This is a genomic window from Rhodoferax potami, assembly GCF_032193805.1.
In the GTDB taxonomy this organism is placed as follows: Bacteria; Pseudomonadota; Gammaproteobacteria; order Burkholderiales; family Burkholderiaceae_C; genus Allorhodoferax; species Allorhodoferax potami_A.
Map to the genome: position 1 here is coordinate 118,034 of NZ_JAVBIK010000001.1, position 23,317 is coordinate 141,350.

Genomic DNA, 23,317 nt, shown 5'->3' on the forward strand with positions numbered 1-23,317 from the left:
CCGCATCATGACTATGATCACCACAAAGAAATCAGGGACAGTATTAGTTCTTTCGGCAGCTATTCTTTTAGCAATTTGGCCCTTGCCGAATACTATGGGGGCTCGTCATTTAATGCTGCTTACGGGTTTTACTGCTGCAGCATTCATATTACTGCCAAATCGTCATTTTTTCAATTCACGCCAAGCTTGGCCGATTTACTTTTTCTTTTCTTTTTTCATATGGCTCTTATTTCACTTGCTGATACCGAGTAATCACTTGTCCGAGCAATGGAAAGAACTAACGGGAGACTGGCTAAGAAATTTCTTGGCTTCGGTAACAGGCCTCGCTCTTGGCATCGTGCTCAGTGCCCCTAAGATACACCTCTCTCCGAAGTTACAGAAGATGCAGGAGCCGGTGCTGATATGGGGCTTAGCTGGTACGACCAGCATATTTTGCGTCCGATATATTTTTGAAGTCTTTCAGACGGGTCAGTGGATCCATTCGGATTTTTACATGACGCCCTATCTTGGCAAAACACCATTGGTCATTTTTGGTGGGCTTTTAATTCCCGTCATGCTCATCAAAGCACTGGATGCGCTACAAGGCAAGGAGCGGCAAGCCTGGTATCTGTATAGCTTTATGGGGTTACTAGCAACTCTACTGATGTTTTATTTCGCAAACACAAAAAACGGTTTCGCGATGTTTGCCTTGCTGCTCGGTGTTGCTTTCTTTGCGGCCCTCAAGAATCTGGCACGAGTTAAAGTTTCTCTCCCTAAGTTGGGCGGGGTTACTTTGGTAAGTGTATTGATATTTGGTTACGTCATATACAAGCACCTCGATACCAATCCTGCTTGGTCAAATTTAGTAGCTGATTACAAGACCAGCGTCAAAATTGAAGAGCATGACAACTGGAAAGATAAGACCTCGCCACTCCCAATCAATGGGAACGGAATAGCTGTGAACGGCAGTACCTATGAAAGAGTGGCGTGGGCACGAGCTGGGCTCGAACTTCTGATTGATCATCCCCTAGGCTACGGGCTCATTAACCACTCATTTGGGGCCCTGGCCATCCAAAAGTGGAGTGACTTTCACAAACCTGACGGTAACAATAGAGGCTCAACACACAGTGGATGGCTGGACTTCGGTTTGGGTTTCGGAATACCAGGGCTGTTAATGGTTTGTATTCCTCTGATTGCAAGCTATGTAAGAGCAAGAAACAGGACAGACTTTTGGGGAGTATACGCAGTTTGGACAATTCCCTTGATCGGAGTAAGTTATCTTACCACCGAAGTATGTACTGGCCATTTTATTGAGCTTTTGTTTTTCTTAACGGCATTGTTCAGCGGCTTGACGCTCCAAAACAGCCGCGGGCCCACTGGCGAAAACGTCGGCTGAGTTTAAAGTCTTTGGCCTCATGATCTGAATAGAGCCGAGTTTGAGGGCACGAGTTATCAAGCATTCGCGCGTTCTCCGATAGTTCTAAAGTCTGATATAGCTTTTCCAATTCAGAAAAAATATTGTATTCATACATTACACGACGCTTAGCCTCTTGACGCACTTCCATACTCTTTTGATCAAAGTCGCTTCGTAAGACCTCTTGAATTGTCTTGAATGCCTCACGTGGGCGATCAATATCGATGCGGACATAGCTCCCTTTCGGAAAATAATCGGCCACGTTGATACAACCGCTATAAATCGGGAAACAATCTCTCAGAAACGGATCTGCTAGCTTTTCTGTCCAATAGTTGTGGTGAATGGAGTTTTCGAGGGCTATGTGAAAACGATACTCGGCTAAGGCCTCGTCTTTGTCGGCCATGGTTCGACTACCTCGTCCGAAGTAATCAATCTGATCCCCGAACTCCTCCTTTAACTGCTCGACAAACTTGATTCTCTGTCGGTGACCGCTTGTCACCGCATTGTTTGAGCAAATCACAGAGCACAGCTTTGTTTTTACTGGACTTTGTTTTTCTAGCGAAGAGAAATCCAACTCCGCGCGAAAGCGCTCAATCCCGTCAACGAACTTGACACCCGCGAACCAATTAATGCCTGGTTGCATCAGAATGGCTCCAGGGTGTTTTGTGTTGCTCTGGGTGGTAATCACCGTACCGAATTGTTCAAGGAATCGCGGTTGATAGCGGTGAAAACTCTCAGGTTCACCTGCCACAAAGATGCGACGATGCAAAGGCACGGAAGTCACAAGTGGCATATCTGGCCATGCTGAATAGACCACCAACCAGTCATACCCCCCCGTACAATCGGTGCCAAAAGAATAGTCGGTCTGTCCCCACGAGTCACCGACTTCTTGCATCTGCCTGCTCCAGGGCCACGCGCCACCAGACTCATCGACGAATAGCACTTTACGTTTTTTCACTGTTATGTCGCCTGTTTTTTCCATCGTGCTTTGCACCTATAACGCTCAACCTTATCTTGATGAATGCATTCAGAGCTTGCTCCAACAGACATTCCACGATTTTGAGCTGATTATCGTGGACGATGGGTCCCAAGACGGAACTCTTGCCTATTTGAATGCCCTGACGGATCCACGCATACGCGTTATTCCTCTAGATACAAATCAAGGTTTGATCTTTGCAAGAACAACCGGGTTTGATGCCGCGAAAGGCCGCTACACCGCCATCATGGACGCGGATGACATTGCTCACCCCCGAAGACTGGAAGAGCAACTCCAGGCAATGGATTCGGGAGAGGCTGATGTGTGCGGTTCTTTCCACATCACTCTGGATACAAAAAGTGGAAGGCGTCGCTCCCGACGATCTGCGTTTTCGGACAGCGATATCAGGGCTTTGCTGACCATCTACTGCCCGCTCTGCAATCCGAGCACGAGTGTGGCCACTGAACTACTTCGCCAACACCGCTACGACCCGAGCTACCCACATGCTGAAGACTATGGTCTATGGTGTGATATTGCCTCACAAGGCGGGCGGTTTAAAAATATCACAAGCCCCTTGTTGACGTACCGTTTGCACCCTGGCCAAATTAGTATTGTTAAAAGAGAGACTGCCAACAACTCATTCAAGGCGATCCAAGCCAAATATGTACAGGCTGTCACGGGCAACAGCTTAGTCCCTCACTCCATGCCGGTTAAGCAGCGATGGGAAGACGCAATAGTCTTCATGAAAATGATTAACCAAAAAATACCCGGCATCTCGTTTAGTGCTAACTACGAGCTATATGCAGAATTTCAGTATCGCAGTAACGGCTGGCTAACGCCCCTACTACGTATAGAACGTCTGGTAATCGCTTTATGGGCGACTCTACGAGGTCGCTACAAGAAATCCTGAGCCACAGGCTCATGAAGGACTAATTCAAAAGACATAAGGCCGAGGTTAAGCGGGCTATCTCTTGGAGATCTTCCTGCACAAGAGCATCGCCCAGCTCAAGCACACTATCAGCCCCGCGATAAGAATGCCACATTGAGGGAACAAATTTAGTTTGTCCGCCGAGTATTCCGGCTAAATGCGTCATACCGCTTTTAGAGCCCACAAGGATATCTGCTCCGGTCAACACCCGGAAGGACTCAATGAACGGACTATCAATCAACTCAATAACCTTGCATCGTTCAGGCGGCAACAATTCATGCCAATTCACTGGAACGCCATTTTCAGAACAGTAGCCACCGTTCAGACCTTCACTCACCACATAGACGGAGAGAGCTCTATTGCCACTGGATTGCAATATAGTCGTCAAAATTTGAAGGTACCACGCATCAGGCAGCATACGTTTTGAGAGATCTGCGAATTGCCGACCAGGCAGCAGGTCACCTCTTCGAACGTGAACTGCGACCTTCAGGGCATCCGATAGCTGGGGGGCATATTGCTCTGGGAAGCCGCTTTGCCCTGCTGCGTCATAGCAGCGTTTGAACCAAGCTCTGGTGGCTTCATATTCAAAATCACCTGTTCGTTTCTCAGGTAGACGAAAAACAATGCCATCCTCTGGGTTGGCTCTCACCGCTTCATCAACAGTGCGATAGGCTTCGTCGTCGTCTTGACAATTGGAAGGGATACTAATCGCTGTTGCTGGAAGCAGAACGAGCCTCAGCTTTCTATTACGCAAAAGTAGCTCAATCTCACTGCGATTTTTGGTGTGCGTGGAAAATCCAAACAGCGCATTGATATCGTCGCCAATATTATGTGTTTCGTAGACTTGCCTAAATGTCATTCGACGTATCCACTGCTTTATCCGCCATGCCCACTGGGTGCTGCTTGATTTCCGGACTTGAGAGTCCGAATAAGCAAAGGTAAGCCCATGACGCAGGCATATTTTCACCGCATTGTTCACATGTCCGAGTGAGTGACCAATACCTGCGTCTGGATTCTCATAGTCGACTAGATAACGCCCTAACTCACTCATAGTTCAACCCTCAGCGTACAAAAACATGGTGCACTAAACAACATCGCAGCTTTATCTTTGCGCATTAGTCCAGCCAATCATTGCTGCAACAGCTGCATTGGTGGTGTAAGGACTTTGAAACCCGTTATCCGATAACGTGAACTCTAACCATCGAACCAATAATTCTCGAACCGATTCCGCCAGATCCCAAGAGGCCGGAGCATCGGGTACAGCCTCGACAGCACGTTGGCCCGCGCACACAATTAACTCGGACATCTGAGGATTGCCATACACAGTCGCCAAAATCGGCCGCTGCATCCAAAGATACTCGTACAGTTTGGACGGAATGTACTCGGCACAAATAGGCTCTGTACCATGCAATAACAGCAATACATCCGTATTGCGCATGCGGCGCAAAATTTGCTCCCGCCCAGAGAGACCAGTGACCGGGTCGGCCTCGATCCGCCCAAGGTGTCGCACGATATCTCTGATCGGCGATTTGTGTAGGGCCGCTTCAGACACCTCATCCAGTGGCCCACCAGTGAGTTGCAGCTCAATCTGCTCTCTCAACTCGGGGCTCTCGGACACCAAGGTTTCTAACGCGCAGATGATGGGGCTGAGGTTACGGGTCGCAGACAGGGAGCCGAAATGCCCGATCACCATCTTCGGGCCCGGCACATACGGAGGCATTACTTTGAATGGCGCATCAATCCCCGGCAACATCATCTTGCCGCGCTCACCCAATTGGGGGTGACGGCACCTAGCACTTGCCAATGCCTGATCGGTGAACCAGATCGCCACATCCGCGTGGGTGCAAATAATGCGCTCAACCTCAGCTTGCATCAACTCTTGCTTGCTCACAGGCTCACTGCCCGGCATGACCAATGGATCGTGCACCTCAGCCAGCCAGCGCACGCCCAGCGTTCGCTTTAGGGCGTTACCGGCCAAATGGGCTGCAAACGCACCGCCCGTCGAATAAATCAGATCGAACTTCCGGTCACGAGCCAACAGCCAGCCCTTCACATAGGCTGATAGCCACCAAGACCAAGAGCTCTCCACCGGACGTAGAACCTTTTCGACCAACATGAAAGGCAACAAAGGCAGCGAGAGCAGCAACATCACCAGCCGGTACATCAGCGGAGAACCTAGATGCTTGCGTAAGACGTGACGCAACTCAAAGCGAATTCCTGCCGGCCCTGCTGGCCAGAGTTGGTAATGCTCGTAGTGACGATCACGGCTACCCGACACACCGCTTAGCACCACCAGCTCTATGCCTGCAGCCTCTAGGTGCGGTAACTTATCAGTAATCGTTTGACTTGCAGCACGACCGTCCATATTGAAGGCATGGGAGAGCACCAACCAGCGCTGGCGGTACCGACGCGTCACACCGGCAAAAAGCGTGCGGTAGCGCCGCCCGGCCTCGGTCCAAGAGTTTGCAGTAGCGAAGTTCACCCCACAAGTAGCCAGTGCAGTGGCCTTCTCTCTATCACCCAAAAGAGCCTGTATCTTTGAAGCAAGGTCTATGGCATCGGTCGGTGTTGACAGCAAGATGGCGTTCAAACCCTGCGTCAAATCCTTGGCGATTCCGCTGAATGGTGCGTCGCTCACCACCACCGGCAAACCATGCGCCATAGCCTCCAACACGACCATGCCGTAAGAGTCTTCCAAGGTAGGATGCACCAACATGTCCGCAGCGCTATAGGCCACAGACATATCTCTCAAGCTGCCCCTAAAGTGCACCCGAGACTGCACGCCCAGCGCTGTGGCTTGTTGCTGATAGTCGCCGGTGCGCTCCGAGCGGCCGATCACCAATAGCTGCACCGTCCTATCAAGCGTAGCCAACGCATCCAAAAGGGTTTTGAGCCCCTTTTTGCTGAAGTCATTGCCGACAAAAAGGAGCACCGGAACATCATCTGGCAACTCCAAGGCGCGTCGCGCTTCGGCTTTTACCGCTGCAGTGGCCGGCCCTGGCACTGCATCCACGCCTGGCGTAATGACCTCCAGCATTCCGCGTGAATCAGGAAATGCTCGCTCCACCACCTCTTTCAATGTGGTGGAAGCGCAGACCACTTTCTTCTTGTACGCAAATGCAAAGCGCCGCTCTTCCAGCCACAGATAGGCTAGTAAGCGTGGGCTGGTCACCACTTTCAACCAGCGCAGAGCCAAGCCAAAGCCTTGTTTCCCGGCAAACAGGGTGTGCTTAACCGGCAACACATGCACAGTCTGCACATTCCCGTGCCAGGTGTTTTCGTGAGAGTGAACGATATCGAAGCCACTTCGTGTAGCCCGCCAGGTTTTCCAGGCGAAGTAGAGTTGGTTGATCCAGCGGGGGCGCTCCACCGGCATGGGCACCTGGTGATAGGTCACGTCGGGGCAATCATGCGAAATGGTCTGCGCAAACACATGCACTTCATGCACTTGCGCGAGTTGCTCTACCACCGATATGGAGTAACGTTCTGCCCCACCCCCGGTTACCGAGAAATTGCGGCTCAGCACCGCGATACGCAAACGCTCAGTCACAGTCCACCATCACAGCAACACAATGTCGTATTGCTCCTGGGCCATGCCTGCTTCGCTCTGCAGCGACACCGGTTTGCCGATGAACTCAGAGAGTCCTGCCAAGTGCTGGCTTTCTTCGTCCAACAGGAGCTCAATCACCTTGGGCGACGCCACGACCCGGAATTCGCGGGGGGTGAACTGGCGGGCTTCCCTCAAGATTTCACGCAAGATGTCGTAGGCCACACTGCGCGGCGTTTTGACGATGCCCTTGCCTTCACAGGTAGGGCAAGGTTCACACAACATGTGAGCTAGGGATTCACGGGTGCGTTTACGTGTCATCTCGACCAGACCCAACTGCGAGAATCCGCCCGCCATCGTCTTCACCCGATCACGACCCAGCTGCTTGCGGAATTCCGCCAACACGGCATCACGATGATCCTCGCGCACCATGTCAATGAAGTCGACAATGATGATGCCGCCCAGATTGCGCAGTCGCAGTTGGCGTGCAATCGCTTGAGAAGCCTCGAGGTTGGTTTTGAAGATGGTGTCGTCAAAGTTGCGCGCACCGACAAAGCCGCCGGTGTTCACATCCACCGTGGTGAGTGCTTCGGTCTGATCCACGATCAGGTAGCCGCCCGATTTGAGCTCCACCCGACGCGCCAGTGCTTTGGCGATTTCCTCGTCAATCGAATACAAGTCAAAGATGGGGCGCTCACCCTTGTAGTGCTGCAACTTCTCGGCTGCTGCGGGCATGAACTCCGCGCCAAAAGTCTTAAGCGCGTCAAACTGTTCGCGGGAATCCACACGAATGGTCTGCGTCGTTTCACCCACCAAGTCACGCAACACGCGCTGCAACAGGTTCAAATCCTGGTGCAACAAACTTTGCGGCGGCAGACGAAGCGATGCATCCTTGATCCGGGCCCATGCCTTGCGCAGGTAGGCGATGTCGTCACCCAGCTCTTTGTCAGACGCATCTTCGCCATTGGTGCGCAAGATGAAGCCACCACCTTCTTTACCTGCCAGTGCCTGCATGCGGCTGCGCAGCTCATCACGCTGGGCCGTGGGAATTTTCTGTGACACGCCAATGTGGTCGTCTTGAGGCAGGAAAACTAGCAGGCGGCCGGCAATACTGATCTGCGTGGACAGGCGGGCACCTTTGGTGCCGATCGGGTCCTTGATCACCTGCACCATGAGGGACTGCCCCTCAAATACCTGCTTCTCAATCGGAATCTGGGGCTGTGCTGCGCGGGAGGCACTCAGCGACTCACCCTCTGCCGGGGGATGCCACACATCGGCCACATGCAAAAAGGCCGCGCGCTCTAGGCCAATGTCGATAAACGCCGACTGCATGCCGGGCAACACCCTAGCCACTTTGCCGAGGTACACATTGCCCACCAATCCGCGCTCCAGCGTGCGCTCCACATGCAGTTCCTGCACTGCACCGTGTTCCACGATGGCCACCCGCGTCTCTTGCGGGGACCAATTGATCAGGATGTCTTGTTGCATGCAAAGCCCACCTCGCGCAAGGCCTGCGCTGTTTCAAACAAAGGGAGGCCCATGATGCCAGAGTAAGAGCCCTCAATGCGCGCAATGAACGCGGCCGCCCTGCCCTGCACACCGTACGCGCCAGCTTTGCCCATGGGCTCGCCGCTCGCCACGTAAGCGGTAATGTCGTCTTCGCTCATTGCAGAGAAAGTGACTACCGATTCGGAGCACGCCTGAACGGTCTTGTCGCCCCATGCCACCGCCACTGCAGTAAACACGAGGTGGGTTCCGCCTGCCAAGGCGCGCAACATGCGCTTGGCATCTTCTGCATCTGCCGGCTTGCCGAGAATGGAGTCACCCAAGGCTACAGTCGTATCCGCGCAAAGAATGGGGCGATTTTGGCCACTAGCGCGCGCCAAGCGTGTGCGAGCCGCTATCAATTTAAGAGCAGTCACGCGCTGTACATAAGCTGCAGGCGTATCGCCCTCAAGCACCACTTCCAGGCTCTCGGCATCTTCATCCGGGGTGGGCAACAGCAACTCATGGGCGACACCAATCTGGGTCAGCAACTCGCGACGACGCGGACTCTGGGAGGCGAGATAGATGAAATCGGTGGCACTCATGGTCATTCCCTGTGGTACGGGTGATTGGCATTGACCGACCAGGCCCGGTAGAGCTGCTCAATCGTAACCGGTCACTGTCCGGCGTTATTGCCTACGTTACCAAACCGTGTAATGGTGAACGCAATGGATTCTCGGCGAAGTGCTGCTTCCATTGACGAGGCGTCAGTTCTGAAACTCTGGAGGCGGGGTGGTGGCCTACGCGTTGCAAGACATCAACCAGGTAGGTGTAGGGGTCAATGTCATGTAAACGGCATGTCACGATCAGGCTCTGCATGATGCCCGCGCGCTTGGCGCCCACCTCCGTCCAGCAGAATAACCAATTGCGCCTGCCCATTGGTATCGCGCGCAAGGCGCGTTCCAGATGGTTCGTATCCATGGCCACATCCGCATCGCCCAGAAACACCTGCAGTTGCGCGCGGCGCTCGCGTGCATAGGCCAATGCCTTGGTCAACGGATTGCTGGGCAGGAAGCCTTGCCGCTCGAACTGCAAATCCACCCATTCAAAGAAGTTCTGCACCAGCGGTTTGCTGTGGCTTAGACGGTGCTCTCGTTTGGCATCCCCGTAGAGGTCACGTTCACGAATGGCTTCTTCCTGGGCGTAAATCTCGCCAATTTGCTGCAGCGCCTGGCCAGCGGCCTGTGGCTCGGCCCCTAGAGCTTCAAAGAAGCCACGCCTGCAGTGCGCCCAGCATTGGGCATGCGTAATGCCGGTCTTGGCAGCGTAACGTGCATAGGCCTCATAGCCGTCAGTGAGCAACACGGCATCTGTGGCCCCTGGCAGCCCCAATGCCTGCTGTACGTGCTCGTGGCGGCGCGACTCGAAATAGGCAAAGCACACCTCATCGAGTTCGCCGTACACAGGCCAGAAGTAGGCCGCCTTCATCTTGCCGGGCCCACTGCGCCCGGCCTTGATGGGGGTCTCGTCCATTGCCTTGACCCGGCTGTTGCGGATCGACTCGAGCTGCGTGTCGTAAATCGGCTCCAGCAGGGAAATGGTCTTTTGCGCCAGTTGCGTCAGCCACGCCCGGCTGAGTTTGAAGCCCGCTTGGCTCAGGCGCTGGTGCTGCCGGTACAGCGGAATGTGCCAGGCAAACTTGTCAACAACAACGCCTGCGAGCAAGCTCACGTCAGCGCGGCTGCCCTCAATGATGCCTGTTGGCGCGCCCGCACAGTGCAGGGTTTGCGTGTCGTGGCGCTTGATGACAGAGCGCACATACTTCAGCACCACATAGGCACCGGGGCGCTGTGCCAAGCGGTGGCTGACCTTCTGGCTGACAACCTCGTACTGATCGGGCGAGAGGTCTTTGGTCTCGGGGTTGGCCAGCTCGATGGTGTGCACGGGCACCTTGGTTTCGTCAAAGAACGATGCGGGCGTGCCCTCGTCGGCAAAGTTGCTGCGGGGTTTGCGTCGCTGGTGTGCAGGGATGGTGTTGGAGTCGGAGTCGGCTTCGGGCGCATCAGTGGCAGGGAGGTCGCCCAGGAGTTGCCCCAGGTGCATTTGCTGCGCATCGGGCAAGGGTGCAAAGCGCTCGCTCTTCTTGCCAAAGAGTTGGCGTTTGAACCATTCGAGCTGCTGCTCCAGCGCGCTGATGCTGGCGGCCTGTGCTTGCAGTGTCTGCGCGATGCTCTGCGGCGACAGCCCCATGACCGTTTCGACGGTAAATGTGGGAGTGCTGGTATTGGGCATCGACATGGGCCTTATCTTGCGGCCTTTAGGGACAAAGCAAAAGAGTGCTTCTCCGGATTGAAAATGGGCACATCGTCACCTCCGCGCAGGGTGTTGGTAGCGTTTGTGGCGTCGGCGCACTTCGATGCCTTCGAGCATCAGTTTGAGCGCCGTGCAGTCGATCTCGCCACTGCCGCCTTGAACGCCTTTACGGGAGAACTTGCCGCTCTCCAAACGCTTGCACCACAGGCACCAGCCGCTGCGGTCAAAGTACAGCACCTTCATCTGTGTTTGCCGCCGGTTGATGAAAACAAACATGTGTCCGGCCAGCACATCCACTTCAAACCCCTGGCGTGCCAGAGCGTACAAGCCGTCGTAGGACTGGCGCATATCGGCAGCTTGGCCATACAGGAACACGCGAATGCGGCCCTCGGGAAAGAACATTACCGGCGTACCAGATGCAAACTCATGCCCGAGCCGAGTTCGATGCGTAACTCCATGGCTCCATTGCCGCTGCCGTGCACTCCAGCAAGGTCGCCCAGATCAACGAACGCCGCCTTCGGCACGGTGGTGGGGGCTACCTTGTTCGTTCGCAGCGGGGACGCGATTCCCCTCTGTTTATTCCTAAGCGTGCGTCGGCGAGCAAGGCTGCTGCGACTGATGCCTTCGCGGCTGCAAAATTCATCTATCGTCAATCCAGCGCGGTCAAAACGATCCAGTACCTCAGCCCAAGTCTGTTCACTCAACACTGCACGCCTGAGCACGCTCTGCGTCTCTTCCATATCCGACCCCGTCCTGTTTGTTGATCAGGGCGCATTCTTTGGTACCTGCAATCAGTTCGCAAGAACGCCGGACAGTGACCGGTTACGCTCAATCAGCAGCACCCGCACCATGGCGTGGGGCAAAGTCAGGTCGGAGAGGCGGATGCGTTCATGCGCAGCCTGACGAAACTCGGGGTCCAGACCGTCGGGACCACCGATGATGAGCGCCACATCGGTGCCGCCCAGCTGCCATTCTTTCAGGCGTTCGGCCAGTGCGGTGGTGCGCAGGCTGGTGCCCCGCTCATCCAGCGCCACAATGCGGGCACCCTTGGGAATCGCTTCTTCGATGCGTTTGCGCTCAGCGGCGTAAAGCTGCTCCACCGTTTTAGAGCCGCGGGGCTCCGTTTTGATGGCTTTGAGCTCTACCTTGAGTTCATGCGGAAAGCGCTTGGCGTAGTCATCCCACGCGGTTTGCGCCCAGTCCGGTACCCGCTGACCGACAGCGACGATGACCAGCCTCACGCGGGACCTCAGGCTTTACGGGGAGCGGCTTTCTTCGCAGGCGCCTTCTTGGCGGCAGCGGGCTTGGCTGCTGCTTTTTTTGCGACCGTCTTCTTCACTTCGGGTTTGACCACGACCGTCTTCACCGCAGCCTTGACTGTGGGTTTTGCGGCAGGCTTTGCAGCGGTGGTCTTGGAAGCGGCTTTCTTGGCAGGTGCCTTTACGCCAGCGGCTTTGTCTGCAGCCTTCTTCAGAGCAGCTTTGGATGGGAAGGCTTCTTCCACACCCTTCTTGGCTGCACTGGAACGGCGCATGCTTGGCTCCACGGCCTTTGCAGCGGCTTTCTTGGCGGCGGGCTTGGCCTCTTCGCTCGCCTTGGCGACCACCGGCTTTGCCGCACCCAGCTTCAGGCGCACGGGCTTCTCGCCCCACAGCTCTTCGAGGTGGTAGTACTGGCGGAAGTTGGGCTGCATGATGTGCACCACGACCTGGTTGCAATCCACAATGATCCATTCACCGTTGCCTTCGCCTTCAATACGGGGCTTGGCAAAGCCGGCTTCGCGCACCGCATCGCGCACGCTGGCTGCCAAGGCTTTGGTCTGGCGGTTGCTGGTGCCCGAGGCGATGATCACGCGCTCAAACAAGGCAGACAGGTGCTCGGTGTCGAACACCACAATATCTTGGGCCTTCACATCTTCCAGACCATCGACGACGGCACGTTGGAGTTTTTGGGTGTTTTTGGCAACGGTGGAAGTAGTCATCAGTCGGATCGATAAAGAAGGTGTTGGTCAATATAACGCGCAACCGGCTCAAAAACCAGTGGGGCAATGCTTTTGCCCGAGGCGACGCGTTGTCGGATGTCGGTGGCGCTGACTGCCATGGGAGGCATTTGCAGCACAGTCAGGCCGGGGATGTCGTTGGCGAGGTCATCAAAACGGCCATAGGCGCCCGATGAATCTGCTCGAGCAGCTACACAAATTATAGCAAGTGCCGGCAGTCGCTCCCAATGGTGCCAAGTTTTGAGCCGCTGGGCCTGGTCCTCCCCGATCAGCAGGTACAGCTGCGCACCCGGGTTTTCTGCTTGGAGCTCGCGCAGGGTGTCCACCGTATAACTCGGCCCGTCCCGCAAGGTTTCGCGTGGGTCTACGTACGTGCCGGGCACTGGGCTGAACGCCAATTCCGCCATGCGCAGCCGGTGTTTGGCGTCGGTCAGCGGCCGCGCCTTGTGCCAGGCATGCCCTGTTGGAATTACCACAAGGCGCTGCAGGCCCAGCTGGCTGATGGCAATTTGTGCAAGGGCCGTATGCCCCAGGTGTGGCGGATCAAAAGCCCCACCGAAAACACCGATTCGCAGCGGAGCGCCTTCACCCGTCAAACCCACTCCCGTGCGGTAAGGAAATGGCGGGTCAATGCCTCTTCGGGCGACCCGGCTTCCGGCACTTGCTGATAAGCCCATGTTGCGTGTGGAGGCATCGACAGCAGGATCGACTCGGTGCGTCCCCCCGATTGCAAGCCGAAATGGGTGCCGCGGTCCCAGACCAAGTTGAACTCGACATAGCGGCCCCTGCGATACAGCTGGAAATCACGCTGCCGCTGGGTGTACGCCATGTGCCTGCGACGCTCCACGATGGGCAAATACGCCTTCAGGAAAGCGTCACCCACCGACCGCAAGAGCTCGAAACTGCGAACCGGGCCCAGTTCGGAGAAGTCATCAAAAAACACCCCACCAATTCCGCGTGGCTCGTTGCGGTGCTTCAGGAAGAAATAGTCATCACACCACTTTTTGAAGCGCGGGTATTTGTCGTCTCCAAAATCCGCCAATGACTCTTTACAGGTGCGGTGGAAATGCACCGCATCGTCCTCAAAACCGTAATAGGGCGTGAGATCCATACCGCCGCCAAACCAGCACACCTCTTCGCCTTGGGGATTTTTGGCTGCAATCATGCGCACATTCATGTGCACGGTGGGCACATAGGGGTTGCGCGGGTGAAAGACCAAAGACACGCCCATGGCCTCAAAAGGGGCGCCAGCCAACTCTGGCCGATGCTGGGTGGCGCTGGGCGGGAGCTTCGGCCCTCGCACATGAGAAAACCCGCAACCACCGCGCTCTAACAGTGCCCCGCCCTCAATGATCCGTGTGATGCCTTGCCCCTGCAGGGGTTCGCCAGCGGCCTTCTCCCACGAGTCAGAGATGAAATGGCCGCCATCCGCCGCCTCCATGGCTTCCACGATGCGGGTTTGCAGACCCATCAAATAGGCGCGCACCTGCATGGAGCCCGCTGGTGAATCACTCATCTTCGAGCTTCCTTAAAACCTAACTTGGGGTATGGGGCTCATTACCCTTTGACTGCGCGGTAACCGATATCGGTGCGGTACTGCATGCCGTCAAAGGCAATCTCGTCAATCACCTGATAAGCCCGCTGTTGGGCTTGTTTGACGCTGTCTGCTAGCGCCGTCACACACAGCACCCGGCCGCCGGAGGTGCTCAACACACCGTCTTGCAACTGGGTACCCGCGTGAAACACGGCTGCATCTTCGGCCTCCTTGGGAATGCCGGTGATCACATCGCCTTTGCGCGGATTCATCGGGTATCCGTGCGCTGCCAGCACCACGCCCAACGCGGTACGGCGATCCCATTGCAGTTCGACTTCATCGAGCTTGCCGTGTGGGCCGGGCTCGGTGGCGGCCATCAGCACATCCACCAGATCGGTCTTGAGACGCATCATGATCGGCTGTGTCTCAGGGTCACCCATGCGGCAGTTGAACTCCAGCGTCTTGGGCTGGCCGTTTTTGTCGATCATCAGGCCGGCGTACAAAAAGCCGCTGAAGGGAATCCCGTCGGCCTCCATACCTTTGACCGTGGGCAGAATAATTTCGCGCATCGCCTTGGCATGCACATCCGGTGTGACCACCGGTGCTGGCGAATAAGCGCCCATACCGCCCGTGTTGGGCCCCTGGTCGCCATCCTGCAAGCGTTTGTGGTCTTGGCTGGTGGCCAAGGGCAGCACATTCTTGCCATCCACCATAACGATGAAGCTGGCTTCTTCGCCTTCCAGAAACTCTTCAATCACCACCCGGGCGCCGCCATCGTTATGGGCCACGCCCAGGGCGTTGTCCACCAGCATGAAGTCAATGGCCTCATGGGCTTCGGCCACGGTCATGGCGACCACCACGCCCTTGCCGGCAGCCAAGCCGTCGGCCTTCACCACCGTGGGCGCGCCCATCTTGTCTACATACGCATGAGCAGCTACGGGATCAGAAAAAGTAGCGTACTCAGCGGTGGGAATGCCGTGGCGGCGCATAAACGCCTTGCTGAAGGCCTTGGAGCTTTCGAGCTGAGCGGCGGCTTTGGTCGGCCCGAAAATGCGCATGCCGTGGGCTCGGAACTCGTCCACCACGCCGGCCGCCAGCGGGACTTCTGGCCCGACCAGGGTCAATAAAATTTTGTTGTCCTGTGCCCACTGGCGCAACTGCACCACATCGGTGATGGGAATGTTCTTCAAGCGGCTGTCGGTTGCAGTGCCACCGTTGCCGGGTGCGACATAAACCATCTGCACCTTGGGGGACTGGGCCAACTTCCAGGCCAAAGCATGTTCACGGCCACCGCCGCCGATTACGAGTACGTTCATAAGTGACTTCTTAAAAATTAAAGGGCAGCGTTGTGGAAGATGTCTTGTGCGTCGTCCAGGTCTTCCAGTACATCCAGCAGTTTCTGCATGCGCTCGGCGTCTTCGCCGGAGAGTTCAATCGTGTTTTCAGCGCGCATGGTCACCGTGGCGATTTCAGCGGTCAGGCCGGCAGCCTCCAGCGCGGTCTTTACCGCTTCAAAGTCAGCAGGCGCAGTCAGCACCTCAATGGCGCCTTCGTCGTCGGTGATCACGTCTTCCGCGCCGGCCTCCAGGGCCACTTCCATGACCTTGTCTTCGCTGGTACCGGGCGCAAAAATCATCTGGCCCACGTGTTTGAACTGGAAGGCCACCGAGCCTTCGGTGCCCATGTTGCCGCCATGTTTGCTGAACGCGTGGCGCACTTCGGCCACGGTGCGCACCTTGTTGTCCGTCATGGTGTCAATGATGATGGCCGCACCACCAATGCCATAGCCCTCGTAGCGGATTTCTTCGTAAGTGATGCCGTCGAGCGAACCGGTGGCCTTGTCGACGTTGTATTTCACCCGGTCCGCCGGCATGTTGGCGGCTTTGGCTTTCTCAATGGCCAGGCGCAAACGCGGGTTCATGGCCGGGTCGCCCCCGCCTTGACGGGCCGCTACCGTGATTTCACGGACGATGCGGGTCCAAATCTTGCCTCGCTTCTCGTCCTGACGCCCCTTGCGGTGCTGAATATTGGCCCATTTGCTATGTCCTGCCACACGAAACCCTTCAAAAATTCGTTACGCTACTCGTTCGATTGTACTTTTTGAGACACCTATGGCTTCCATCCAAGACGAAGGCATCCTGATTGCCCAACACGCGGGCAAGTCCGCAGTCCAATGTTTCTTGCGCCCCGACAAGGCCAACCGCCACGGCCTCATCACCGGCGCCACCGGCACCGGCAAGACCATCACGCTGCAAAGTCTGGCGGAAGGCTTCTCTGCCCTGGGCGTGCCGGTGTTCATGGCGGACGTCAAAGGCGACCTGACCGGTATCTCCCAAAAGGTGTATTGACCGAAAAGCTCGGAAAAATCATCAAAGAACGGGGGTTCGACGAACCCGCGTTCTCTGCTTTTCCCACCACCCTCTGGGACGTGTTCGGCAAACAAGGTCATCCGGTGCGCGCCACCGTGAGCGACTTGGGCCCCCTGCTGCTGGCCCGCATGCTCAATTTGAATGAAACCCAGGCCGGCGTGCTGCAACTGGTGTTCAAGATCGCGGACGACGATGGCCTGCTGCTGCTAGATATGAAGGACCTGCGCGCCATGTGCCAGGACGTGGGCGACAACGCAGCCAGCTACACCACCGAATACGGCAACATCAGCGCCGCCAGCATTGGCGCCATCCAGCGTGGCCTGATGCAAATCGAAGAGCAAGGTGGCGACCAATTCTTCGGCGAGCCCATGCTCAACATCGAAGATTTCATGCAGACCGACGGCTCGGGCAAAGGCGTGGTCAACATCCTCGCGGCAGACAAGCTCATGCAGTCACCTCGTCTGTACGCCACCTTTCTGCTGTGGATGCTGAGCGAACTTTTCGAGGCCCTGCCTGAGGTGGGCGATCTCGACAAGCCCAAGCTGGTGTTCTTCTTCGACGAGGCCCACCTGCTGTTTGCCGACGCACCCAAGGTGCTGATCGAGCGCATTGAGTTGGTGGTGCGCCTGGTCCGCTCCAAGGGCGTGGGCGTGTACTTTGTGACCCAAAACCCGCTGGACATTCCCGACAGCGTGCTCGCCCAGTTGGGTAACCGGGTGCAGCACGCCTTGCGCGCATTCACTCCGCGCGACCAGAAAGCGGTCAAGAGTGCTGCCGACACCATGCGGGCCAACCCCGGTCTGGACGTAGCCAGCGCTATCACTGAGCTAGGCGTGGGCGAAGCCCTGGTAAGCCTGATGGACGAAAAAGGCCGCCCGGCTCTCACAGAACGCGTGTTCGTCATTCCCCCGGCCAGCCAGATCGGCCCCATCACCCCCGAGCAACGCAAGACGCTGATCCTTGAATCCATCGTGGCCGGCGTGTATGAACAAGCGGTGGACCGCGAGTCTGCGTTCGAAGCACTCAAAGGCCGCACACAAAACCGTGCGCCAGCCGCTACTGATGCTGAAGGCGAGGCCACCCCTGCCGCTCCGCGTGCCCGCGCAGGTCGCGCAGCGCCTGCTGCCGAGCCGCAGGCCGCGTCCGGCGGCGGCCTCCTGGACAGCTTGGGCGACATGTTGGGCGGCGGCGCCCGCCGTTCACGCGCCAGCGTGGGCGAGCAACTCATCAAGAGTGCTGCGAGCTCTATCGGCCGCGAAGTGGGCCGCCAAATCATCCGCGGGGTGCTGGGTAGCATCCTGGGCGGCAGCAAGCGATAAGCACAAGGAACTAAAAACATGGTCACCATCGATCCCGCAGCACGTGCCAACGTCACCCTCATTGACCACCCTCTGGTCCAGCACAAGCTCACCCTGATGCGCAAAAAGGAAGCCAGCACCAGCAGCTTTCGCCGCCTGCTCAACGAGCTGGCTGGCCTGATGATTTACGAAGTCTGCCGCGACATGCCGCTGCAAGACCTGGAAATTGAAACCCCGCTGGAGAAGACGACTGGCAAGGTCATCGACGGCAAAAAACTGGTGTTTGCCAGCGTGCTGCGCGCCGGCAACGGCATTCTGGACGGTGTGCTTGGCGTAGTGCCCGGTGCCCGCGTGGGCCATGTGGGTCTGTACCGCGACCCCAAAACCCTGCAGGCGGTGGAGTACTACTTCAAGATGCCCAGCAACATGGAAGAGCGCGATGTGGTGGTGGTAGACCCCATGCTCGCCACCGGCAACTCAGCCGCCGCTGCGGTGACCCGCCTGAAAGCCTGCAACCCCAAGTCCATCAAATTCTTGTGCCTGTTGACCTGCCCCGAGGGCATCAACACCTTGTACCGTGAGCACCCCGATGTGCGCGTTTTTACGGCGGCCATAGACCGCGGCCTGAACGACCATGGTTACATCATGCCGGGCTTGGGTGATGCGGGCGATCGCATCTTCGGCACCCAATAAGTCATTCACCATGCTCGATCTGCTCATCCACAACGCCACCCTGCCCGACGGGCGCCACCACATGTCAGTGGCGGTGCAAGGTGGTCGCATCACCGAGGTCACCCAAGGGCTCACACCTGAGGCCGCTCCGGCGGCTGAGGTGGTGGACGCAGGCGGTATGCTTCTCAGCACCCCTTTTGTAGATGCGCACTTTCACATGGACGCCACGCTCAGCCTGGGTTTGCCGCGCTTGAACCAGAGCGGCACCTTGCTGGAAGGCATTGCCCTGTGGGGCGAGCTCAAACCGCATCTGACCTTTGACGCACTGGTGGACCGCGCGCTGGCCTACTGCGATTGGGCGGTGGCCAACGGTCTGTTGGCCATCCGCAGCCATGTGGACACCAGCGACCCGAGCATGCTGGCAGTGGAAGCCCTGTTGGCCGTCAAAAAGAAGGTTGCGCCCTATATCGACCTGCAGCTGGTGGCCTTCCCGCAAGACGGCGTGTTGCGAAGCAAAGGCGGCGTGGACAACATCAAAAAAGCACTGAGCCTGGGCGTGGACGTGGTGGGTGGCATTCCCCACTTCGAGCGCACCATGGCCGATGGGGCAGCCAGCGTCAAACTGCTCTGCGAGCTGGCTGCTGAGCAAGGCAAGCTGGTCGACATGCACTGCGACGAGTCGGACGACCCGCTCTCGCGCCACGTCGAAACCTTGGCTTTTGAGGCCAATCGCCTGGGCCTGCACGGCCGCGTGACCGGCTCGCACCTCACCTCCATGCACAGCATGGACAACTACTACGTGAGCAAACTGCTGCCGCTGATGGCGGAGGCGCAATTGAGCGTAGTGAGCAACCCGCTCATCAACATCACCCTGCAGGGCCGGCACGACACCTACCCCAAGCGCCGCGGCATGACCCGCGTGCCTGAAATCATGGCAGCCGGCATGACCGTCGCCTTCGGTCAGGACTGCTGCATGGACCCTTGGTACAGCATGGGAAGCGGCGACATGTTGGAAGTGGCCGGCATGGGCCTGCACGTGGCGCAAATGACCAGCCAGCCGGCCATGCAGCAGTGCTTTGATGCCGTCACGAAAAACCCTGCCCGCATCCTGCACCTGGAAGGCTATGGCCTGGAAAAAGGCTGTCACGCCGACCTGGTGTTGCTGCAGGCGCAAAACCCTATCGAGGCCATCCGCCTCAAAGCCACCCGCCTCAAGGTCTGGCGCCGGGGCGCGTTGGTGGCACAAACTCCGCCACGCACAGCGGCGTTGACTCTGCCCGGCCGGCCGGCGAACACGTCTTTCTTACATACCAAATAGGTCGCTAGCGCTCATGGATATTGCGCGAGCCGCTAGTAAAAGCATAGCAGTCACGATAGCCGCTGCGCAAAGCACCTCAGTCCCGCTGGACGTGGTGGCCAATGTGCAAAACCACCTGCGCTTTGTGGAAGCCGCGGCGCAGCATGGCGTGCAGTGGCTGGTCTTCCCGGAACTGTCGCTCACTGGTTACGAGCTGGCCGCCATGCCCGGCTTAGTGCTCCAGCCCGAACACACGCTCTTAGCCCCCTTGCGCGAAGCAGCCCGGCGCACCGGCATGGCCATCACTGTGGGTACGCCAGTGGACAGTGGCAGCGCCCTGCCCTTTATTGGTGCCATCACGCTGGGGCCGGATGGTCGCCATGCCGTCTATGCCAAGCACCACTTGCACGGCAGCGAAACCCAGTTCGCCACTGCCGGCTCTTTGCCGGTGCACTTACAAACCTTGAACGGCCACCAGATCGCCAGCGCCATTTGTGCAGATACCAACCACCCGAGCCACGCGGCACAGGCTGCACAGGCAGGGGCCAGGGTCTATGCGGCGGGCATTCTGACCTCGGCCACGGGCTATGCCGCAGAGGCCCCTCTGTGGGCCGGGTATGGCCGTGAACATGCAATGACGGTCCTGATCGCCAACCACGGCGGGCCCTCCGGCGGCTATGTATCCGCAGGCAGAAGCGGCATTTGGGACTCCGATGGCTCCTTGCTGGTGGCAGCCCTCGGGACGGGGGATTACCTAGTGGTGGCGCAGACCGCTTGAACCGATCGCCATCTGCCAACTATCTGTAGGACCTACCTGCCAGGGTCTTGTAGGGTTTGTTGATCGGATGCGGCGGTGTTCACGGCACCCGCTGCACCCGTCACAGCACCTATACCTGCTCCCACGACCACCCCAACCGGCCCGGAGATCATGACTCCGATGGCGGCACCCACCGCCGCCCCAGCAATAAGGCCACCACCCACCAGCACGGATTGCGCCTCTCTCTCGCTGTCTTCCAGCGGCAGGGGCAATTGCGCTGCGGGATCCGGATCTTGAGAGGGAATCCCGTGCCCCGGCACGGCTTGCACCTGCAAATCGGTATCAACAGGCTGCTTTTCTTCTGGGGAACGGGGTTGTGGCAGGCTCATGATGTAGTTCTCCTTAACGGGTTTGTTGGACGGTAAGGTCTTTGCACACCGCTGACTGTGCGTTGGGCAGCAGACCCGGCATTTCGCCCTCGTGACCCGCATCCCTACAGCGCGCTAACCCGCCATACAGCGTTACCCACGTCGTCGGCCACCAGCAAAGCACCCTGTAGATCAATGGCCAAACCCACCGGCCGGCCCCAGGCGCGGCCCTCGGGGCTCAAGAAACCACCCAACACCTCGAGGGGCTGAACATCCATCGGCTTGCCCCCTGCAAACGGTACAAAAACCACCTTGTAGCCACTGTGGGGCTGCCGATTCCACGAGCCGTGCTGACCAATGAACATGCCATTTTGAAAGCCCGACAGATGGCTCCCCTGCGCATTCACCAAACCGAGCGATGCGGTGTGCGGACCCAGCGCGTAGTCAGGCACCCGCGCCTTGGCCACCAGATCCGGGCGCGATGGCGACATTCGCACATCGACATGCAAGCCGTAGTAGCTGTAAGGCCACCCGTAAAAGCCATCTGCTACGACCGAGGTGAGGTAGTCCGGAACCAGGTCACTCCCCAGTTCGTCACGCTCGTTCACCACGGCCCACAGCACACCACTGGCGGGCTCCCATGCCATGCCCACGGGATTGCGCAGGCCCGAGGCAAACACCCGGTTGGCACCGGTTTGCGTGTCCACTTGCCAAATGGCCGCGCGTCCGGCCTCGACCTCCATGCCGCGCTCTGCCACATTGCTGTTGGACCCCACCGCAACATACAGAGTGCGCCCGTCCTTGCTGGCAATCAAATTCTTGGTCCAGTGGTGGTTGATGGGCCCCGCGGGCAACTCCACCAAGCGGGTGCCCTCTGCGCGAATGGTCGTGTCACCCGTCTCGTACGGAAAGCGCCAAATGGCGTCGGAGTTGGCCACAAAGAGTTGCTTGTCGATCAGCGTCATCCCCAAGGGTGAATGCAACCCGGAGAGCAGCACCGAGCGGAAATCCGCCACGCCATCCCCATTGGTATCGCGGAGCAAGGTTATGCGGTCAGCGCTGGGGGTTGCAGCGCCCGCCCGTTGCATGACCAAGCCCATGAGCCAGCCCTTGATGCCCTTGCCGTCGTCCGGCTTGGGCGGTGCATTGGTTTCAGCCACCAGCACATCACCATTGGGCAACACATACAGCCAGCGCGGGTGGTCCAGTTCAGCCGCGAAGGCGGCCACCTGGGTACCCGGGGCCGCTACCGGCGTGGCGCCGGACGCCCAACCCACCGCGGGCGCAATATTCACCGTCGGCAACACGGTGTGCACCGGTTGCGGCAACACTGGGGCGGTGCCGGAGCCGTCAGACACTGCCAGCGTGGCAGTCTCCCCGCAGGCCGATAAAAGAAGGGCCCCTGTCAACCAAAACAAGGGGCGGGGTTGCCGCTGCGGGCCGGTCATGGGGCACCTTCTGCCACCGGGGCAAGCCGCAGGGCAAGGCTGAGCTGGTCCACCATGTCACTCCAGTCAGAGTCTTGCGTCAATGACTCCCGCAAAAACGCGGCTTGCGACGCCGTCCAATACGGTGCGTCCGGCAAGCGCATGCCCTCTGCCATAGCAGAGTGCAGCGTGATGAAGCGCTGAATGTCCTCCGGATGGTTGGGCAGGCCGAGCTGGGCAAAAAGTTGGTGGAAGTGGTGCATGCAGCCCATGGTGAAACCAGGTGGATGCGCTGACTGTGCTGTGGCGCACATAGCACTGGCCCGGGGGGAGTGTGAGCCGTCGCACAGACGATCAGGCACAGAGCGCGCAAGGTTCAGCCCTTCACAACGGAAAGCCACCATGCACTCCAAGCACGCCCCCACCGACATTGACGCCCTTCGCCACGATGCCCTGCAACACCTGGAGTTAGGTGCGGTAACCACCGACTACAGCGCGGACCGGAAGGCGGTGATTGAGCGTTTAAACCAGGCGCTAGCCACCGAGCTGGTGTGCGTGCTCCGGTACCGCCGCCACCATTTCATGGCCCGTGGCATCCATGCACGCGGCGTGGCTGCCGAGTTTTTGGTGCACTCCAATGAAGAGCAAGGCCATGCGGATCTGCTGGCTGCGCGCATTGTGCAGCTAGGGGGCGAGCCCGACTTCGACCCGGACACCCTGACCCGCCGCAGCCATGCCCAGTACATCGCGGGGAGCTCCTTGCGCGACATGATCCGCGAAGACCTGGTGGCAGAACGGGTGGCCATCCACAGCTACCGCGAGTTGGTGCGCTACCTTGGTACGGATGACCCGACGACCAGTGACTTGATCAAAACCATTCTGGCCGTCGAAGAGCAGCACGCCAACGAACTGGCCGACTATTTGGAGGACTTTCCTCACTCGGCCTGAACGCAG

24 protein-coding genes and 1 pseudogene are annotated in these 23,317 nt (G+C 57.9%); 7 read left to right on the forward strand and 18 right to left on the reverse strand.

The window, feature by feature from the left end; translation table 11 throughout:
• The first annotated feature begins 7 nt into the window (after positions 1-7).
• Positions 8-1,375 carry an O-antigen ligase family protein gene (locus RAE19_RS00540; RefSeq protein ID WP_313873084.1) on the forward strand — a complete coding sequence of 456 codons (1,368 nt, stop codon included), beginning with the start codon at positions 8-10 and terminating at the stop codon, positions 1,373-1,375.
• Here the strand turns inward: RAE19_RS00540 and RAE19_RS00545 are convergent.
• Complete coding sequence (locus tag RAE19_RS00545; protein WP_313873085.1) at positions 1,320-2,375, reverse strand: glycosyltransferase family 10 domain-containing protein; 1,056 nt, start codon at positions 2,373-2,375, stop codon at positions 1,320-1,322. The genes RAE19_RS00540 and RAE19_RS00545 overlap by 56 nt on opposite strands.
• On the opposite strand from RAE19_RS00545, the gene RAE19_RS00550 reads away from it, so the two are divergent.
• Positions 2,356-3,279 carry a glycosyltransferase family 2 protein gene (locus RAE19_RS00550; RefSeq protein WP_313873086.1) on the forward strand — a complete coding sequence of 308 codons (924 nt, stop codon included), beginning with the start codon at positions 2,356-2,358 and terminating at the stop codon, positions 3,277-3,279. The genes RAE19_RS00545 and RAE19_RS00550 overlap by 20 nt on opposite strands.
• Positions 3,280-3,298: 19 nt before the next feature.
• Here RAE19_RS00550 and RAE19_RS00555 read toward each other — a convergent pair whose 3' ends face one another.
• The 14 genes from RAE19_RS00555 to RAE19_RS00615 form a co-directional block, all read right to left on the reverse strand.
• Positions 3,299-4,348, reverse strand: coding sequence for a hypothetical protein (locus RAE19_RS00555; protein WP_313873087.1), 1,050 nt, complete (start codon positions 4,346-4,348; stop codon positions 3,299-3,301).
• A gap of 51 nt (positions 4,349-4,399) precedes the next feature.
• Positions 4,400-6,847 carry a glycosyltransferase family 4 protein gene (locus RAE19_RS00560; RefSeq protein WP_313873088.1) on the reverse strand — a complete coding sequence of 816 codons (2,448 nt, stop codon included), beginning with the start codon at positions 6,845-6,847 and terminating at the stop codon, positions 4,400-4,402.
• A gap of 9 nt (positions 6,848-6,856) precedes the next feature.
• Positions 6,857-8,332, reverse strand: coding sequence for a ribonuclease G (gene rng / locus RAE19_RS00565; RefSeq protein ID WP_313873089.1), 1,476 nt, complete (start codon positions 8,330-8,332; stop codon positions 6,857-6,859).
• The gene (locus RAE19_RS00570; protein ID WP_313873090.1) at positions 8,314-8,934 is read right to left on the reverse strand and encodes a Maf family protein; all 621 of its coding nucleotides are present in this window, start codon (positions 8,932-8,934) and stop codon (positions 8,314-8,316) included. The genes rng and RAE19_RS00570 overlap by 19 nt, the downstream gene beginning before the upstream one ends.
• A 2-nt stretch (positions 8,935-8,936) precedes the next feature.
• A complete protein-coding gene (locus tag RAE19_RS19395; protein ID WP_430962558.1) occupies positions 8,937-8,996 on the reverse strand; it encodes a hypothetical protein in 60 nt (19 codons plus the stop codon).
• A gap of 29 nt (positions 8,997-9,025) precedes the next feature.
• Complete coding sequence (gene tnpC, locus RAE19_RS00575; RefSeq protein ID WP_313872998.1) at positions 9,026-10,627, reverse strand: IS66 family transposase; 1,602 nt, start codon at positions 10,625-10,627, stop codon at positions 9,026-9,028.
• Between the two features lie 69 nt (positions 10,628-10,696).
• On the reverse strand, positions 10,697-11,044 hold the full coding sequence (tnpB, locus tag RAE19_RS00580) for an IS66 family insertion sequence element accessory protein TnpB (RefSeq protein WP_313873004.1): 348 nt from the start codon (positions 11,042-11,044) through the stop codon (positions 10,697-10,699).
• Positions 11,044-11,382, reverse strand: coding sequence for a hypothetical protein (locus RAE19_RS00585; protein WP_313873005.1), 339 nt, complete (start codon positions 11,380-11,382; stop codon positions 11,044-11,046). Before RAE19_RS00585 ends, tnpB begins: the two co-directional genes overlap by 1 nt.
• Before the next feature lie 51 nt (positions 11,383-11,433).
• On the reverse strand, positions 11,434-11,883 hold the full coding sequence (rlmH, locus tag RAE19_RS00590; protein WP_313873091.1) for a 23S rRNA (pseudouridine(1915)-N(3))-methyltransferase RlmH: 450 nt from the start codon (positions 11,881-11,883) through the stop codon (positions 11,434-11,436).
• Between the two features lie 8 nt (positions 11,884-11,891).
• Positions 11,892-12,623: a ribosome silencing factor gene (rsfS, locus tag RAE19_RS00595; protein WP_313873092.1), complete on the reverse strand. Its 732-nt coding sequence runs from the start codon at positions 12,621-12,623 to the stop codon at positions 11,892-11,894.
• Positions 12,623-13,237, reverse strand: coding sequence for a nicotinate (nicotinamide) nucleotide adenylyltransferase (gene nadD, locus RAE19_RS00600; protein ID WP_313873093.1), 615 nt, complete (start codon positions 13,235-13,237; stop codon positions 12,623-12,625). Before nadD ends, rsfS begins: the two co-directional genes overlap by 1 nt.
• Entirely contained in the window at positions 13,234-14,157 is a 924-nt protein-coding gene (gene hemF / locus RAE19_RS00605; protein ID WP_313873094.1) for an oxygen-dependent coproporphyrinogen oxidase, read from the reverse strand. The genes nadD and hemF overlap by 4 nt, the downstream gene beginning before the upstream one ends.
• A gap of 41 nt (positions 14,158-14,198) precedes the next feature.
• The gene (gene purD / locus RAE19_RS00610) at positions 14,199-15,491 is read right to left on the reverse strand and encodes a phosphoribosylamine--glycine ligase (protein ID WP_313873095.1); all 1,293 of its coding nucleotides are present in this window, start codon (positions 15,489-15,491) and stop codon (positions 14,199-14,201) included.
• 17 nt (positions 15,492-15,508) lie between these two features.
• Positions 15,509-16,228, reverse strand: a complete 720-nt coding sequence (locus RAE19_RS00615; protein WP_313873096.1) for a YebC/PmpR family DNA-binding transcriptional regulator — start codon at positions 16,226-16,228, stop codon at positions 15,509-15,511.
• 58 nt (positions 16,229-16,286) lie between these two features.
• Between RAE19_RS00615 and RAE19_RS00620 the strand changes: the two are divergent.
• The 4 genes and pseudogenes from RAE19_RS00620 (at position 16,287) to RAE19_RS00635 (ending at position 20,589) form a co-directional block, all read left to right on the forward strand.
• Positions 16,287-17,863 (forward strand): annotated as a pseudogene (locus RAE19_RS00620) (helicase HerA-like domain-containing protein).
• An 18-nt stretch (positions 17,864-17,881) separates the two neighbouring features.
• Positions 17,882-18,535: a uracil phosphoribosyltransferase gene (gene upp, locus RAE19_RS00625; RefSeq protein WP_313873097.1), complete on the forward strand. Its 654-nt coding sequence runs from the start codon at positions 17,882-17,884 to the stop codon at positions 18,533-18,535.
• Between the two features lie 10 nt (positions 18,536-18,545).
• A complete protein-coding gene (locus tag RAE19_RS00630; RefSeq protein ID WP_313873098.1) occupies positions 18,546-19,832 on the forward strand; it encodes an amidohydrolase family protein in 1,287 nt (428 codons plus the stop codon).
• A 13-nt stretch (positions 19,833-19,845) separates the two neighbouring features.
• Positions 19,846-20,589 carry a carbon-nitrogen hydrolase family protein gene (locus tag RAE19_RS00635; protein WP_313873099.1) on the forward strand — a complete coding sequence of 248 codons (744 nt, stop codon included), beginning with the start codon at positions 19,846-19,848 and terminating at the stop codon, positions 20,587-20,589.
• 32 nt (positions 20,590-20,621) lie between these two features.
• Here RAE19_RS00635 and RAE19_RS00640 read toward each other — a convergent pair whose 3' ends face one another.
• From RAE19_RS00640 to RAE19_RS00650, 3 genes are all read right to left on the reverse strand, one after another.
• A complete protein-coding gene (locus RAE19_RS00640; RefSeq protein ID WP_313873100.1) occupies positions 20,622-20,957 on the reverse strand; it encodes a bacteriocin in 336 nt (111 codons plus the stop codon).
• Positions 20,958-21,061: 104 nt separating this feature from the next.
• Entirely contained in the window at positions 21,062-22,384 is a 1,323-nt protein-coding gene (locus RAE19_RS00645; protein WP_313873101.1) for a PQQ-dependent sugar dehydrogenase, read from the reverse strand.
• The gene (locus RAE19_RS00650) at positions 22,381-22,626 is read right to left on the reverse strand and encodes a DUF2789 family protein (RefSeq protein ID WP_313873102.1); all 246 of its coding nucleotides are present in this window, start codon (positions 22,624-22,626) and stop codon (positions 22,381-22,383) included. The genes RAE19_RS00645 and RAE19_RS00650 overlap by 4 nt, the downstream gene beginning before the upstream one ends.
• 139 nt (positions 22,627-22,765) lie before the next feature.
• Between RAE19_RS00650 and RAE19_RS00655 the strand changes: the two genes are divergently transcribed.
• Positions 22,766-23,311: a ferritin-like domain-containing protein gene (locus RAE19_RS00655; RefSeq protein WP_313873103.1), complete on the forward strand. Its 546-nt coding sequence runs from the start codon at positions 22,766-22,768 to the stop codon at positions 23,309-23,311.
• The last annotated feature ends 6 nt before the right edge of the window (positions 23,312-23,317 follow it).